At 39.7% G+C, this 16,267-nt stretch carries 11 protein-coding genes and 2 pseudogenes; all 13 read right to left on the reverse strand.

Features of this window, described 5'->3' with window-relative positions; all coding sequences use genetic code 11:
• Positions 1 to 32: 32 nt before the first annotated feature.
• On the reverse strand, positions 33 to 3,629 hold the full coding sequence (gene rpoB / locus SPAR10_RS10265; RefSeq protein WP_004254006.1) for a DNA-directed RNA polymerase subunit beta: 3,597 nt from the start codon (positions 3,627 to 3,629) through the stop codon (positions 33 to 35).
• Positions 3,630 to 4,149: 520 nt separating this feature from the next.
• The gene (locus tag SPAR10_RS10270) at positions 4,150 to 5,004 is read right to left on the reverse strand and encodes a VOC family protein (RefSeq protein WP_004254007.1); all 855 of its coding nucleotides are present in this window, start codon (positions 5,002 to 5,004) and stop codon (positions 4,150 to 4,152) included.
• Positions 5,005 to 5,134: 130 nt separating this feature from the next.
• On the reverse strand, positions 5,135 to 6,637 hold the full coding sequence (locus tag SPAR10_RS10275; RefSeq protein WP_004254008.1) for a zinc ABC transporter substrate-binding protein AdcA: 1,503 nt from the start codon (positions 6,635 to 6,637) through the stop codon (positions 5,135 to 5,137).
• Between the two features lie 9 nt (positions 6,638 to 6,646).
• Entirely contained in the window at positions 6,647 to 7,453 is an 807-nt protein-coding gene (locus tag SPAR10_RS10280) for a metal ABC transporter permease (RefSeq protein WP_004254009.1), read from the reverse strand.
• Entirely contained in the window at positions 7,446 to 8,150 is a 705-nt protein-coding gene (locus SPAR10_RS10285; protein WP_004254010.1) for a metal ABC transporter ATP-binding protein, read from the reverse strand. Before SPAR10_RS10285 ends, SPAR10_RS10280 begins: the two co-directional genes overlap by 8 nt.
• The gene (gene adcR, locus SPAR10_RS10290) at positions 8,150 to 8,590 is read right to left on the reverse strand and encodes a zinc-dependent transcriptional regulator AdcR (protein ID WP_004254011.1); all 441 of its coding nucleotides are present in this window, start codon (positions 8,588 to 8,590) and stop codon (positions 8,150 to 8,152) included. The genes SPAR10_RS10285 and adcR overlap by 1 nt, the downstream gene beginning before the upstream one ends.
• Positions 8,591 to 8,837: 247 nt before the next feature.
• Positions 8,838 to 10,105: pseudogene (gene dltD / locus SPAR10_RS10295) on the reverse strand (D-alanyl-lipoteichoic acid biosynthesis protein DltD).
• Positions 10,098 to 10,337 carry a D-alanine--poly(phosphoribitol) ligase subunit DltC gene (dltC, locus tag SPAR10_RS10300; protein WP_000351968.1) on the reverse strand — a complete coding sequence of 80 codons (240 nt, stop codon included), beginning with the start codon at positions 10,335 to 10,337 and terminating at the stop codon, positions 10,098 to 10,100. The pseudogene dltD (SPAR10_RS10295) and the gene dltC overlap by 8 nt, the downstream one beginning before the upstream one ends.
• 14 nt (positions 10,338 to 10,351) lie before the next feature.
• Positions 10,352 to 11,595: pseudogene (dltB, locus tag SPAR10_RS10305) on the reverse strand (D-alanyl-lipoteichoic acid biosynthesis protein DltB).
• Positions 11,592 to 13,142 carry a D-alanine--poly(phosphoribitol) ligase subunit DltA gene (gene dltA / locus SPAR10_RS10315; protein ID WP_004254019.1) on the reverse strand — a complete coding sequence of 517 codons (1,551 nt, stop codon included), beginning with the start codon at positions 13,140 to 13,142 and terminating at the stop codon, positions 11,592 to 11,594. The pseudogene dltB (SPAR10_RS10305) and the gene dltA overlap by 4 nt, the downstream one beginning before the upstream one ends.
• 20 nt (positions 13,143 to 13,162) lie before the next feature.
• A complete protein-coding gene (locus SPAR10_RS10320; RefSeq protein ID WP_004254020.1) occupies positions 13,163 to 13,294 on the reverse strand; it encodes a teichoic acid D-Ala incorporation-associated protein DltX in 132 nt (43 codons plus the stop codon).
• Positions 13,295 to 13,744: 450 nt separating this feature from the next.
• Positions 13,745 to 14,917: a D-alanyl-lipoteichoic acid biosynthesis protein DltD gene (dltD, locus tag SPAR10_RS10325; protein WP_004254022.1), complete on the reverse strand. Its 1,173-nt coding sequence runs from the start codon at positions 14,915 to 14,917 to the stop codon at positions 13,745 to 13,747.
• Positions 14,918 to 14,953: 36 nt separating this feature from the next.
• Positions 14,954 to 16,108, reverse strand: coding sequence for a D-alanyl-lipoteichoic acid biosynthesis protein DltB (gene dltB, locus SPAR10_RS10330; protein WP_004254024.1), 1,155 nt, complete (start codon positions 16,106 to 16,108; stop codon positions 14,954 to 14,956).
• Positions 16,109 to 16,267 lie beyond the last annotated feature (159 nt).

Raw genomic sequence — 16,267 nt, forward strand, 5'->3', positions numbered from 1 at the left:
TTCCCTTTCTATTATAAGTGAACTGCTTATTCTTATTCAGCAGCTTCTTCTGTTGCTTCCGCTTTTGCATTTTCTTCTGCTTCAAAGGCTGCTTTAGCCTCTTGAGCTGCTCTTTCGCGGGCTTTTTCAAGGTCATCTACGTGGATGACATCTTCGTCCATTCCTTCATCAAGGTCACGAAGTTCCACTTCTTGATTGTCTTCGTCAAGGACACGCATGTCAAGACCAAGAGATTGCAATTCTTTTACAAGAACTCGGAACGATTCTGGAACACCTGGTTTTGGAATTGGTTTTCCTTTTGTAATAGCTTCATAAGCTTTCAAACGTCCGTTGATATCGTCAGACTTGTAAGTCAAGATTTCTTGAAGAACATTTGATGCACCATAGGCTTCAAGCGCCCAAACCTCCATCTCACCGAAACGTTGTCCACCAAACTGAGCTTTACCTCCGAGTGGTTGTTGTGTAACGGTTGAGTATGGTCCGACTGAACGAGCGTGCAATTTATCATCAACCATGTGGTGAAGTTTGATCATGTACATGACACCAACTGACACACGGTTATCAAATGGTTCACCAGTACGACCATCGTATAGGATAGTCTTAGCGTCGCTATCCATACCTGCTTCTTTGACAGTGTCCCAAAGATCTTCAGAACTTGCTCCGTCAAAGACTGGCGTTGCGATGTGGATACCAAGAGTACGAGCCGCCATACCAAGGTGAAGTTCCATAACCTGACCGATATTCATACGTGATGGTACCCCAAGTGGATTCAACATGATATCGACAGGAGTTCCATCTGGAAGGTAAGGCATGTCTTCTACAGGAACGATACGAGAGACAACCCCTTTGTTTCCGTGACGTCCGGCCATCTTATCTCCGACCTTAATCTTACGTTTTTGTGCGATGTATACGCGAACCAGCATGTTGACACCAGATTGCAATTCATCACCATTTGCACGTGTAAAGATTTTAACATCACGAACGACACCATCGGCACCGTGTGGTACACGAAGGGAAGTATCACGAACTTCACGAGATTTGTCACCGAAGATAGCGTGCAAGAGACGTTCTTCAGCAGAAAGGTCTTTTTCACCCTTAGGTGTTACTTTACCTACAAGGATATCTCCTTCTTTAACCTCAGCACCGATACGGATAATACCCATTTCGTCGAGGTCTTTAAGGGCATCTTCACCAACGTTTGGAATTTCACGAGTAATTTCTTCAGGTCCAAGCTTTGTATCGCGTGTTTCTGATTCGTATTCTTCGAGGTGAACAGATGTGTAAACATCGTCTTTCACCAAGCGTTCGCTCATGATAACGGCATCCTCAAAGTTGTAACCTTCCCATGTCATGTAGGCAACGATTGGGTTTTGTCCAAGCGCCATTTCACCTTTTTCCATAGAAGGTCCATCAGCGATAAAGTCACCTTTTTCGATGACATCGCCAACTCGAACAAGGGTACGTTGGTTATAAGCAGTACCTGAGTTTGAACGACGGAATTTTTGGATGTGGTAAACATCAAGAGACCCATCTTCACGGCGAACTTCTACTTTGTCCGCATCCGCATAGGTAACCTTACCACCATGTTGTGCAATAACTGCAGCTCCTGAATCATGGGCTGCTTGGTATTCCATACCAGTACCAACGAAAGGCGCTTTAGGATCGATCAACGGAACAGCCTGACGTTGCATGTTGGCACCCATGAGGGCACGGTTGGAGTCATCGTTTTCCAAGAAAGGAATACATGCTGTCGCAACGGCAACTACCTGCTTAGGAGAAACGTCCATGTAATCTACACTAGATGCTGGATATTCTTGGTTAACCCCTTGGTGACGTCCCATGACAACTTTTTCAGCAAAAGTTCCATCTGCGTTCAATTTAGAGTTAGCCTGTGCTACTGTGTATTCATCTTCTTCATCGGCAGTCAACCAAATAATTTCGTTGGTAACTTTACCAGTTGCACGGTCAACTTTACGGTATGGTGTTTGAATGAAACCATACTTGTTGAGGTGTCCGTAAGAAGACAAGTTGTTGATCAAACCGATGTTTGGTCCTTCAGGTGTTTCGATTGGACACATACGACCATAGTGAGTGTAGTGCACGTCACGCACTTCATATCCAGCGCGGTCACGTGTCAAACCACCAGGCCCTAAGGCAGACAAACGACGTTTGTGAGACAACTCAGAAAGTGGGTTGTGTTGGTCCATGAACTGTGACAATTGTGAAGAACCAAAGAATTCTTTGATCGCCGCAGTCACTGGACGGATGTTAATGATTTGTTGAGGTGTCAATACTTCGTTATCTTGAACAGACATACGTTCACGAACATTACGTTCCATACGTGAAAGTCCAAGACGTACTTGGTTGGCAAGCAATTCACCAACAGCACGAATACGACGGTTTCCGAGGTGGTCGATATCATCGATACGACCGATGCCTTCAGCCAAGTTAAGGAAGTAGCTCATTTCAGCAAGGATATCTGCAGGAGTGATCGTGCGAACTTTATCCTCTGGGTTTGCATTACCGATGATTGTTACAACACGGTCTGGATCAGTTGGTGCCACAACCTTGAATTTTTGAAGAACAACTGGTTCTGTCAAAACAGCTGAGTCATTTGGAGTGTAGACAATCTTATTCAAATCGCCATCCAAGTGACTTTCGATGCTTTCGATGACATCGCGAGTTATGACAGTACCTTTTTCAACCAAGATTTCACCAGTTTCAGGGTCTACCAATGGTTCAGCGATTGTTTGGTTGAGCAAACGAGTTTTAATATTTAATTTCTTGTTAATCTTGTAGCGTCCAACAGCTGCCAAGTCATAACGACGTTGGTCGAAGAAACGAGCCACAAGTAAGGTACGTGAACTCTCAGCAGTTTTTGGTTCCCCTGGACGAAGACGCTCATAAATTTCTTTCAAAGCTTCGTCTGTACGAGAGTCCATTGGGTTTTTATGGATATCTTTTTCAACAGTGTTGCGAACCAACTCGCTGTCACCAAAGATATCAAAGATTTCGTCATCGCCTGAGAAACCAAGAGCACGAACCAAAGTCGTAAATGGAATTTTACGTGTACGGTCGATACGAGTGTAGGCGATGTCTTTTGAGTCACTTTCAAGTTCCAACCAAGCTCCACGGTTAGGGATTACAGTTGAACCGTAGCCCACTTTACCGTTTTTGTCTACTTTATCATTAAAGTAAACACCTGGAGAACGCACCAACTGTGATACGATAATACGTTCACCACCATTGATGATGAAAGTACCCATCTCAGTCATGATTGGGAAATCTCCAAAGAAGACTTCTTGAGTTTTGATTTCGCCAGTTTCTTTGTTAATCAAGCGGAAAGTTACAAAGATTGGTGCTGAATAACTAGCATCATGGATGCGAGCTTCTTCAAGCGTATATTTAGGTTCTTTGATTTCGTAGCCAACAAATTCCAACTCCATTGTTTCTGTGAAGTTTGAAATTGGCAATACATCTTCAAACACTTCCTTCAGACCATGGTCTAGGAAATCTTTAAATGAATCAGTTTGAATTTCAATCAAATTTGGTAAGTCAAGAACTTCTTTGATTCTTGAAAAACTACGACGGGTACGATGTTTCCCGTATTGAACGTCATGTCCTGCCAAGATGATTCTCCTTTGTAAATAAAGTTCCAAGCTTAGTCACCTAAGCTAATAATTATCGTTTAATGGTTCTAAAACCCCTATCAACTTATCCCCCTTGACTAATTTTTCAGAATCTTTAAATCTCTGTTACAGATGCAAAAAATACCGAAAAAAAGCACAAAAAGAGCAGTTAAATCTGACTTTTTTCAGGAGATTTAACTGCTGTGAGCCTTGTCCGGACAATATTTCAGACAAAACCTACGACAAATGATTAGTCATATTATACCCGATTTTCTCTAATTTTTCAAGTCCTTTGAAGGATTTTTCTTGCTTTAGTATAGTTGTGGCTTGTTTTCAGAAAAGGTAATTTTCATAATTTTGTAATTTTTCTCATAGTTACATAAATCCCTTAATTACTAGCTATGAAAAATTAGGATGTAAGGACAGTAAGTACATAACAAAAGAGCTTTTCATTCTCGAAAAAACTGAATAGAAAAAGAGTGGTTCAAACTAGTACTAATCTAGACCGAACCACTCTATTCTAATTTTCGACTCTAACTCGCGTAACGATACCGTCTTTATCAGTCATGCTGAATTCTGAGGACGAAAACCACTGAGTTACCGCTTCGCTACTTTGAGATTGAGCAAATACTTTTAATAATTCCTCTTTGTTCTCAACTTCAACCACATAGTAGGCTAGGCCTGTCAATCCATTCTCACGTCGAGCTAACCTTTTACCACCCCATTCGTTGACAGCCAAATGATGATGATAATCCCCCGATGCGATCCAACTGGCATGTGGAATCGTGAATTTATCCTCCAGACCTAGAGACTCTTGATAGAATGTACTCGCTTCTCGGCTATTCTTAACAGATAGGTGAACATGCCCCATGCGAGTGCCACTTGCAATTGCAAAAGGCTCGATTTCTTTTCCTAGTTGGTAGATATCTTGAGCAGAGAGTTCTTCTGTCACACCAATAATACGGCCATCCTCACGAATATCCCAGACTGTCACAGGCTTATCTCTATAGAGTTCTATGCCATTACCCTCCAGGTCTTCTAGATAGATAGCCTCACTATAGCCATGATCAGCTCCACCAACTAATGGAATCTTTAAGTCTAATAAGTGTTTAAAAACATTAACCAAATCTTCACGAGTCGGCAAAAGAAGTGCCATATGATAAAGACCATAACTTTGCTTAGGAATGCTAATGTCATCTGTCTTAATTAGCCGAACTAGCGGTTTCCCACCGGCACCTAAAAGAACTTGATTTTCCGATTGATTCAAAATCTCCAACCCAAGCAACTGATGATAAAATGCTGTCTGACTTTCTAAGTCCTTAACATTTAAAGCTACTTCAGCCAAATAAATCTGACTATTATATTCATAAACCATAGAAAACCTCTCTTTGTTGTAACTATTTTAATTACATCTATTGTACTCCCTTCTCAGCCAATGTCAATCCAGATGCTCAACGCTGATAACACAAGAAAAACCCTCCCCGTGTAGGAAGGATTGTTTGGATTTAATGAGCCAACATTTCTTGAGCAATCTCTTGACCTGATAAGCCATCTGGATAGTAGGTTGGCCAGTTGTCCATCTCTTCAAAGAGGGCTTCTTGGCTAGTGCCTCCAAAGAAGATATGGAAATGCTCTGCCTTGACCGGAGCGATATTGTGGTCGCTAAACTGAACATACTTGAATTGTCCAGCGTCTGCATCAGTCGCTTCAAAGAGGAAGCGTACTCCACGATTTCCTTTCTTATAAGTCAAAATTTTCTTGCCGACATACTTATAAGTATATTGCTTACTTTGGCCTCCTTGGATAAATTCCATAGTATTATCTGCAATATTAATCTTGTTTACATCTGTTTGGTAACCTTTTTGATAGTAGGCTTTGTATTCATCCTTGGTCATCTTACCAGTCAATTTAGCCTTGTAGTCAAATACTTGATCAAGAGTCCCATCCTCAAGGAAAGGATAGACTGACTGCCAGTTGCCAGCATAATCACTCAGGGTACGGTCCTTAACATCTGCATCCTCAAAGTAGCCATTTTGAACGGTTTTAGTTTCCTCTGCCTTTTCTGGTTCAATCTCTGCTCCTGCCTGATCAGTTGTTTGCTTGAGTGCCTTGAGGTTTTTCTCCATGATAGAGATATAGGTTTCTCCAACCTTCATGTCCTCTTCGGTCAAGCTTTCAAGAGGATTCAGAACATCTAACTTCACTCCTGTTTCTTTTGAGAGGGTATTCGCTAGGGCTTGAGAAGCATTTTCTTCAAAGTAGATATAAGAGATTTTGTTTTTCTTGATGTACTCGGTCAATTCTGCCAAGCGGCTTGCTGAGGGTTCCGCATCTGGCGAAAGCCCAGAGATAGAGACTTGAGTGAGTCCGTAGTCCAAGGCAAGATAACGAAAGGCAGCGTGCTGAGTCACAAAACTCTTTTGTTTTGCACTAGAAAGTCCTTCAGTATAGGCCTTGTCCAGAGCTTGCAATTTCTCGATATAGGCAGCTGCATTTTGCTCAAAGGTTGCTTTTTTATCAGGATAGTCAGCTGATAAACTGTCACGGATGTGCTCTACAAGCTTAATGGCACGCGCAGGAGACAACCATACATGAGGGTCATACTCGTGATGATGACCTTCTTCACCATGGTCATGGTCTTCCTCTTCTTCACTTCCTGGAAGAAGCAACATATCTCCAGTAGCTTTAATGGTTTTTACTTTTTTTGCATCTAGAGATTCTAAAAGTTTAGGAACCCAAGTTTCCATATTTTCATTCTCATAAACAAAGGCATCAGCATCTTGGATTTTAGCGACTGCCTTAGGTGATGGTTCATATTCATGTGGCTCTGTTCCAGCCCCGATTAAAAGTTCGACATTGGCTGTATCCCCTGCTACTTGCTTGGTAAATTCGTAGACAGGGTAGAAAGTTGTCACGATATTTAATTTCCCGTCTGCTTGTTTTTGATTAGAGCAAGCGACTAAGAATAAGGTCACAAGACTTGCCAAAAGTAGGCTTAGTTTTTTCATTTTCTTCTCCTATTTGATAAAACGTTTGAGTAAGCTGACTACTAAAAAGACAACTACAAAGATAATGGTGATACTTGCACTTGGTGGTGTCTCTGCATAATAGGAAATATAAAGCCCCGCAACCATGCCTAGAAAACCAATGACGCTAGCAAGTATCATCACAGAACTAAAGTTTTTACCTAGACGCAAAGCAATACTTGCTGGTAAGACCATGATAGTCGATACCAAAAGCGCTCCCGCTGCTGGGATCATGAGTGCAATAGCCACACCCGTTACCATGTTAAAGAGAATAGACATGGTACGCACTGGAAGACCATCGACAAAAGCTGTATCCTCATCAAAAGTTAGAATATACATAGGTCTTAAAAAGAGGAAGGTCAGGATTAAAACAACCGCTGCAATAACAAAGAGACCAATGACCTGCTCTTGACTAATAGTCACAATAGAACCAAAAAGGTATTGGTCCAGACTCATAGAGCTAGAGCTCTTACCCTTACTCATAACAATAAGTGAAACTGCAAGGCCTGTAGACATGAGAATGGCTGTCCCAATCTCCATAAAGCTTTTATAAACCGTACGTAGGTATTCAAGGAAGACCGCTGCAATCAAGACAATCACAATGGTTGAAATGGTCGGAGAAATTCCTAAAACCAAGCCAAAGGCAACCCCTGAAAGCGAGACGTGACTCAAAGTATCACTCATAAGACTTTGACGACGCAAGATTAGGAAGGTCCCAAGAACTGGTGAAAAGAGACTCATGGCAATAACAGCCAAAAAGGCTCGCTGCATAAAATCATAAGACAATAGATTAAACATGCTCCACCTCCTGGTCACTTTCATGGACATTGAAGCAACGCCATGGGGAATCTTGGTCTCGGACCAGGTGAATATTACGATCTGCGTAGTCCTTAACTTCTTCAGGATCGTGAGTAATCATCAAAACAGCCTTGCCATGATGGTGGGCACTGTGGTGCATGAGTTCATAAAACTCATCCTTGGTTCCCGCATCCATCCCTGTCGTCGGCTCATCCAAGATAAAGATATCAGGATCTGAAGCAAACATACGTGCGATAACAGCCCTTTGCTTTTGCCCGCCAGAAAGGGAGCCAATGCGTTTATCCCGATGTTCCCACATACCAACAGAGTTTAAACTAGCCTTGATATGTTCCTCATCGTGAGCATTTAGACGACGGAACCAACCTTTTCTTGGATAGCGACCTGATTTGACAAATTCATAAACGGTACTTGGAAAGCCTGCATTAAAACTGGCAATCTGTTGAGGAAGGTAGGCGATTCTTAGTTTTGTCCCACGAGTATTGGTCTTTGAAATGGTAACTTTTCCAAATCTTGGTTGTAGAATACCAAGACTAGCCTTGATAAGAGTCGTCTTGGCGGCTCCATTTTCTCCAGTGAGGGTGACAAATTCCCCACTATCAACACTGTAATTGATATGCTCAAGCACAGGTTCCTTGTCATAATAGAAGGACAAATCCTCTACTGTGATGTATCTCATTACTTGATTTCTCCTACTAAAGCAGTTAAAAACCGCTGGATAATTTTTTGCTCCTCAGCCGAGAATTGACTAGCAACTTGTTCATAAGTCGAGAGGGTGTGCTCATGATGATGATGGTGCTCTTCAGCGATTGGTCGTGCCAAGTCTGTCAATTGATAGAAGATCACTCTTGCATCCTTAGGATCCTTGGATGTCTCCAACATCCCCTCTTTAATCAAGGACTTAATGGCCTTGGTGACAGCTGCTTGACTGACATTGAGACGGCGAGCCAACTCCGAATTCGTTAATGACTCCTCTGATAAGAGCATAAGAATATGCTCCTGGGTATTCGTCAAGGCCACTTCACTCGTGCAATGACCAATCAAAATTTCATGCTGATTTTCAGCTTTCAGGATTACTTCATTTAAAAAATGATCAATTTCTGTTGCTAATTGTCTCATGATTTGCCCCTTTCTTCAAACAATTTTTCTATTATTACAGTACTTTCAGTCTGTTTGTTTACTAGTTAAGTATATCACATCCAAGTATAGAGTCAAGAAAAAAGATGAAAACAATTTTTTATGTTTTCATTTTCTTGATCTCTTTTTACTTACCCTTATTCAAATGAAGAGGCCGCTACAACACTGTCCATTACCAAAAATCTTTCATTACAAAGAGCCCAAAACAAGGTTCGGGCTCTTTTGCTATTTATTGAAAATCTTTAATATTCCCATCGTAATTTGCCCAATCCTGGCTAAAGAATCGATCATTCATTTGGTAACTAGGTGCTGTTGTTGGATTGCTCAAAAAAGGATTTACAACCTTGTCAAACGCCAACCAACCTAACCAACCGATATGAATCGTATCCTTGACAAAGTATGGATCTCCTCCGTTTTTTGAAAAGTCAGCAATATTGGTAAAACCTTGACTTTCCAACTGGTAACGGATCTTTTCAACAGAGTGTTGATACATTTCCTCACTTAATCCGGTATAATTCATCCATTTTTTATTGACAGGTTGAAAGACAAAGAGTACATTCACCTTAGATTTGGCAAATTGATTGAGCACTAACTGCAAATCATTGTATTCCCTTGACTGGAGGAAGTTGTAATTTTTTTGATACCCTTCCCACTTTTTTAAATCTTTCTTAAGTTGAGTATTGTAAAAGTGGTTATCCATCCCCAAATCATTATTGGTCGTATTTTCCTCTGCATCCTTACGTGCAATATTTTCCAATTCTTCATACGAAAACTGATCTGGGAGACTGCTCAAATATTTTTCAATATGATCTTTATACTTTAATTGGCCTCGAATAGAGAATTGACCAAAAAGGGCAGCTTGTCTCTCATTGAACTCGGCAGAGATATTAACCATCGTTTGATCAAAGTCTGACAACTGTTCATTCTTAGCTATCTTCTCAACAATTCCTTTCATCGGAACTCTTGGATTTTGCTTTAAGAGTCTATTAGCCGCATATTGAGAAGCTACGTCTCCAGATTGATTCTCCAAGAAGGCAGTCAACTGATCATTGTTAAAATAAGTTTGAAAAATAGTCGGGTCATGATCCTCTTTTGTAAACCACTGTGGAGAGATTACAAATACCGCTTGTTTGTTTTCAAGTTCAGATGTGATTTGTTGCATCCCAAAATATTGACTAAGAGAAGCGGCTCCTGCCTGCCCGATAAAATACGGACGGTAGGAGCGATTATACTTTTCAGCCAACACTCCTGGATGCATGCTATCAAAACGAATCCATTCACTCGAACCCAAAAAGGGTATAAAACGCATATTAGGATCCGTGAGAGCTCTCACTTTTTGACTTCTCTCTTTGAAACTTTCTGCACTTACTGAGGCTGCAGAGTATTTTTCCTCCATTAGATTATGACTCTTACTACTAGGATAGAAAAAATGAGTAGAAGAACCAATAAACCTGCAATAAGAATCGGCCCGAAGATTAACCACAGGCGTTTAAGCATTCTTTAACTCCGTAATCCCTGCCACGATTTTATTGGCTGTATTCCAATCATCACGGCCAAATTCTGTAACCGGGACACGTATATCAAAGCGATTTTCGATTTCTACAATCAATTCAACCGTTCCCATACTATCCAAGACACCTGCATCGAAAAGATCTTCATCCATCATGTCAGAAACATCTTCCATAAATAATTCATCGATAATTTCAATAACTTCTGATTTGATATCCATTTTTTAATTTCCTTCTATTTTTTAAACCATAAATCATTCAAAAATCCAGAAAAGATTAAGAATGAAACCATTACGACATGGAAGGTTATCACCATGCCAAGCAACTGAGCCCAACGATTTTCAAGCAAGGGAGGTCGTCCTGCTTTCTTACGTTCTTTATTGAGCGTTTTTTTCTTTCGAACCCAGACATCATTAATGACTAAGCCCACTCCATGAAAGAGCCCGTAAACGATATAAAACCATGTTATCCCATGCCAGAACCCCATAATCAGCATATTTACAATATAAGCGACACTTGAGGTCACATTTCGATTCTTAAAAAGCTTCTTTCTCGTCATCACCATGACCATGCGCATAAAGACAAAGTCACGAAACCAGAAGGATAAACTCATGTGCCAACGATTCCAAAACTCTTTCAAATCTCTTGACAAAAAGGGTTTGTTGAAGTTGATCGGACTACGAATCCCCATCAGATTTGAAATAGCTATAGCAAACATAGAGTAACCTGCAAAATCAAAGAAGAGTTCCAAACCAAATGTGTACATGATGGCCACTACATAATAGTTAAAGACGCCACCTGTTTGTAAAGCTAAATTCTTTAGCGGTGGTAATAAAATCTCGCCTAAAATATGGGCTAGGATAAATTTATACAGAAATCCCCACATGATATACCGAACGGACTCGGCTAGCATATCTAGCAACTCATCGCGCTCTGGTATCGTCTTATAATTTTCATTAAAACGTTTGAAACGATCAATAGGACCACTTGAAAATGTCGGCATAAAGAGAAGAAAACGCAAATACTCCCACATTTTCAAATCCTTAATGACTCCATCTCTAAGTTCGATGATGATTCCCACTGAACGAAAGGTCAAATAAGAGATTCCTACGAATCCCAGCAGAGACTGTGTACCGTTAATAGCTGGTTGCACCTTGACAAAGATGATGGGAAGGAGGGACAGAAAACTAACGAGGTAGAATACCCACTTGCCATCCTTGCTTTTTCGATAGTGCTTGTAGAAAAGCAGGAGCAATATTTCCCAGCACAGATAAATACCCAAGGCAGCCAATTGATTGGTCTTGCCTCCCGTCAACATAGTGACTATAAAGAAGAGACTAACCAATATTTCATACCAGCCAAAACGTTTTTTGAAAAAAGACCGATAAAGATTGGCAAAATAGCAGTAATCACATACAAAAAGTACTGCGGATTCCCATAAGGCTCAATATGAGGAAGCTGTTTAAGAAGCTCCATCATCTATTGTTAACCTCACTAATCAACCCTTTGATGTCGATTTTCCCATTTGGAGTTAACGGCAAGCTGTCACGGTAGAGGAATTTCGAAGGCATCATATAAGACATCATAATATCTTCCAAGTCTTCCTTGATCGCTTTGGTAATATCAATCTCGCGCTCAAATTGTTCTTTGACCCCATCTTTTAAGATAACATAGGCCAAGAGATTTTGAACCTTGTGATCTTTATTATAGCGCGGTACCGCAACAGCCGAGTCAATGTACTGAGATTTGTTCAAGTTTTGAGAAACATCTTCTAGCTCAATACGGTAGCCGTTAAACTTGATTTGGAAATCCATCCGTCCACCGTAGAGAAGAAGGCCTTCATCCGTCATGGTTCCAACATCTCCTGTATGGTAGGCTGGCAGACCTTCAAATTCGAAGAAAGCTTCTGCTGTTTTCTCAGGATTATTCATATAACCTTTTGAAACAGCCGGTCCAGACACGATGATTTCTCCTTGCTCTCCATTTGGCAATTTGTTTCCTTCCTCATCAATGATGAAGGTTGGAGAATCTTCTTTGGTATAACCAATTGGCAAGCGTTTAAGTGTCGCTAACATCTCATCTGTGATAGCAACCGCCGACAAAGCAACGGTTGCTTCTGTTGGTCCATAGGCATTGATGATGCGCGCATTCGGGAAACGTTCACGCAGTTTTTGAGCCGTTTTAACAGTTAACTCTTCCCCATCAAAGTAGAAATGGGTAATGCCTGGCATCTTTTCAGCATTGAAATCTTCAGACAGCATGGCCATATCTGCAAAAGATGGTGTCGAAGTCCAGATAGCAATCGGAAGAGAAAAGATAGTTGCAAAGAGTTGTTTGAAGTCTTGAGTAATGGCTGATGGGAGGGCAAAAAGCGTTCCTCCAAGAGCCAAGGTTGGTGCCCAATACATGACAGACAAGTCAAAGGAATAGGGCGGTTGCGCCAACATTTGCGGACGTTCTGGCGTTGCAAACTCCTTGTCTGTAATCATCCAGTTGGTGAAGCTGAGCAAGTTATCATGTGAAATCTGCACCCCTTTTGGCTTCCCGGTCGTCCCCGAAGTAAAGATGATGTAGTAGTTATCATCCCCTTTGACCGGATGTTGCAAATCATAGGCATGCTGAACCGCACAAGCTTCACGCACTTGCTCCAAGGGCATGATTGGAGCAGCTGGGTTTCCCAATGGAAATTCATTGATAGCGATGATTAAGCTTGGTTCTGCTACTTCAAGAATGGCAGACACGCGCTCCAAAGCAGAATGGCTATCAATTGGGATATAGGCATGGCCAGATTTGGTCAAGGCCACAAAGGTTGCTAACATTTCATATTCTTGGCCACCAAAGACCACAACAGGTGACTTTTCAGGAAGTCCCATTTGGTCAATATGGGCTGCTAAGCTATCTGAATCAGCCTTCAATTGGCCATAGGTATGCTCTTCTCCAAGGACATTGTAGACCGGAAAATTAGGCTGCTTTTGAGCATAATGCTCAATGGTTTCAATCATATCTACTATTGGTTTATTTGACACAATAGGGTTTCTCCTTTAAGTTAAAATTCATTATAGATAAAGCTACCTTGAACCTGACCGAGATAACTAAAAAAGTAAAGCAGGCCCAAGAAAATGATAAAATACAAGGCTGTCCGACCAAGAAAGAGATAGAGTTCATTTCTCTGTTTCATCAAGAAAAACCTTTCATTCCTGTAATTTTCAACTAAAATAAAATCAATTTCTTACTAACTTATTTTCTGCTATTATACCACTTTATAAACTATTTTTTCAATTGTTTTCCGTCCATTTCCACTACATTTCAACATCATTAAATCGTTCCATATGATACCTTCTACTGATAGCTTTAATGTTTCCCAGTATAGATTATATTGGGAGCTACAACAAAGTAGGCTCTATACTACCTATAGAGGACTTCCCCACTATAAATATTATAGAGCCTTATCTTATGTCTCACTTTATCGGTAGAATTCCCTTTATCTAGAGATTTTTATAATATGTAATCTTAAAATTCACTATAGATGAAATCTTGAATGTTCGAAAAATCAGTCACAAAACAGTAGATTACGATGCTTAAAATAACTGTGTAGAAAAACAAGGTCCACAATAGTAAACGATGTGTGTCAGTTAGTTTCATTTGCAAATTTGTAAAGTTCTTTTTCAACTTCCATCCATCCTTTCACCCCAACGTGCATCACGTCGAATAAAAAGTAATCTTCATACTCTTTATTTCCATAGTTTAACACCGTAGCACCGTGGTTTTTGGCAATATTTTCTATTTTTTTGTAAGTTTCTTCACGCATTTCTCGTGAAACACCTGTGTAATCATTCCATTTACCATTTACAGGAAAGATAATGACTTCAACTTCAATTCCCAATTCCTTAGCAACTGTCAAGAAGAGTTCCATATCTGAATACTCTGGTGACTCTATGTAACTCAAGTCTTTGTTAGAATCTTTCAACGAAGCATAGCGGTCTCTCAAGTAGGTATTGTAGTAGTTATTATCCACAGCATAATCATTGTTATCTGTTTTCTTTTTAACTTCTTCTACAAACTGATCTGTCATCTGCTCCCAATTATAATCCGGAGTTTCATCCCCTAGTGCAGGATAGTCTGATTTGGCATGATTTTCATAGAATTTTCGTTTAAGCTTAAAGGAATAAACGGCATTGTCAAACTCCAACAGTTTTTTATCAATGATTGTTCCTTTTCCTTCTATGAAATAGCTTTTATACTTTTTATAGATATCATTTTGTTGTTTGTTTCCTTTGGTAATCTCAATAATGCGATTAATCAGTTTTTCTTTCGTTTCCTTACTGATTTTCTCGTTATCTAGCATGTGAAAAATATGTTCCTGAGAGGCCTTGTTTAAGAAGGCGTCTTGATGAGTCCCATCCTTTTCGAACCATTGAACAGACTCTACGATGGCTACTTTTCGCTTGCTCATAGCCCCCTCAATCGAGCTCAAGGTCGTAGCTTGAATGATATTTTGAGAGTAACTGGTTCCTATCTGCATAATGTTAAAATCATTGTAGTTAAAAATTTTATTGGGATGGTAATCTTCATTTATCGTCGCAACTAACTCTGAGGAACCCATTAGAACTAGTGTATTGGGAGTGATATTATTTGTTAGAATATCTCTACTTTTATACTTTTCATAAGAAGTGCTGTAGCGAATACTATTGTCCTTGACTTTATAATAGTCGTCAATCTTCTTGACATATGTCACATTTAAAAGAGCAAGAGTCGCAATTACGAGCACAAGCGATAGTAAAAATGCTTTTAACTTAATCATCTTGTTTTTCCAATCTCCTTGTTTTAGCAAATCTCTTTATCTACTTAGAATTGCCATAATTATCTTATAAGGTTCACCTGAAAAGATAAAGAAGCCAACCATAACTAAATTCATGGTCACAAACCAACTTATTAGCTTGTACCAAGTTTTATTTTTATGTTTCTTATAAAAATTGCTTTTCTTTTGATAAATTTCAAATCCAGACATCAAGATTCCATGGTAAAATCCATAAGCGATGTAGCTGACACTAATTCCATGCCAAAATCCCATAACCAACATGTTGACCATATAGGCATAGGCTGCATTGTGTAATCTATTCTTAAACCACTTCTTTCTGATAACCTGCATCAAAACTCTTGAAAATACGAAATCTCTCAACCATGTTGACAAGGTGATGTGCCATCTAGTCCAGAAATCCTTGATATCAATACTCAAGAAAGGTTTATTGAAATTCATCGGTGTCTGAATACCCAAAACATTGCTGCTTCCAACAGCCATCAAACTATACCCCGCAAAGTCAAAGAACAGATAGAGAGTATACAGGTACATATATTTGATTGAGTAGACAACTGTACCAGTATTGCTTAGAGCAAGTAGTATCTGGTAAACATAGGTTGATAAAACAACCTTGTAGAGAAGACCTAAAACGATGCGATAAATACCATCACCTGCTAACTCTAGGTAGTCTTTTCTAGGCATGACTTCATTGATCTCTTTTAGAAATCTTCTGCTACGATCGATTGGCCCAGAACTAACTGTAGGGAAAAAGAGTAGAAACTGCAGATAATCTTTTACAGTGATTTTTTCTTTGATTAAACCATCCGATATTTCTAGCATGATCTGAATGGTCTTAAAGGACATGTAGGAAATCCCAATAAAAGCCAACAAATGTAGCTGGGTTATTGCAAATACTTTATTGACCACTAAAGGTAAAATGGATAACATAACTAGAGGTTTTAACTGTTTTGAATCCATTCTTTGTGCTATGAAAACTAGGACATATTGGTAGATGATGAAAGCCAATAGATAAACAACCATGGATTTACTCTTACCATAGATGGCTCCTGCAAATAAAATTGACAGACTTAAAATATAATAATCCTTACGCTTGCCAAAATAGTTTAAAACAAAGCCAATCAGTAAAACCACAAGTAATAGAAGGAAAAACTCATTCCCCTCAAAATAATTCATACCAAATGGACTCCTTTTCTCTTTTTCTCATCTCCTGATTTGTCATTTTAGGATTAGTCCCTATCATATTATCAAGGATAATTAACTTTATTCATTATATCATAATTTAAAAACTATATACTTCTATTATCCAATTTCCTAAAATAAAAAAACAAATGA

The organism is Streptococcus infantis SPAR10, assembly GCF_000279535.1.
Taxonomy (GTDB): Bacteria; Bacillota; Bacilli; order Lactobacillales; family Streptococcaceae; genus Streptococcus; species Streptococcus infantis_I.

Excerpts from the sequence above, each read along its gene's own strand:
- SPAR10_RS10270 (WP_004254007.1), bottom strand. The coding sequence starts at position 5,004 with ATGGTTTATGAATATAATAGTCAGATTTATTTGGCTGAAGTAGCTTTA.
- SPAR10_RS10275 (WP_004254008.1), bottom strand. The coding sequence starts at position 6,637 with ATGAAAAAACTAAGCCTACTTTTGGCAAGTCTTGTGACCTTATTCTTA.
- SPAR10_RS10280 (WP_004254009.1), bottom strand. The coding sequence starts at position 7,453 with ATGTTTAATCTATTGTCTTATGATTTTATGCAGCGAGCCTTTTTGGCT.
- SPAR10_RS10285 (WP_004254010.1), bottom strand. The coding sequence starts at position 8,150 with ATGAGATACATCACAGTAGAGGATTTGTCCTTCTATTATGACAAGGAA.
- adcR (WP_004254011.1), bottom strand. The coding sequence starts at position 8,590 with ATGAGACAATTAGCAACAGAAATTGATCATTTTTTAAATGAAGTAATC.
- dltC (WP_000351968.1), bottom strand. The coding sequence starts at position 10,337 with ATGGATATCAAATCAGAAGTTATTGAAATTATCGATGAATTATTTATG.
- SPAR10_RS10320 (WP_004254020.1), bottom strand. The coding sequence starts at position 13,294 with ATGAAACAGAGAAATGAACTCTATCTCTTTCTTGGTCGGACAGCCTTG.
- dltD (WP_004254022.1), bottom strand. The coding sequence starts at position 14,917 with ATGATTAAGTTAAAAGCATTTTTACTATCGCTTGTGCTCGTAATTGCG.
- dltB (WP_004254024.1), bottom strand. The coding sequence starts at position 16,108 with ATGAATTATTTTGAGGGGAATGAGTTTTTCCTTCTATTACTTGTGGTT.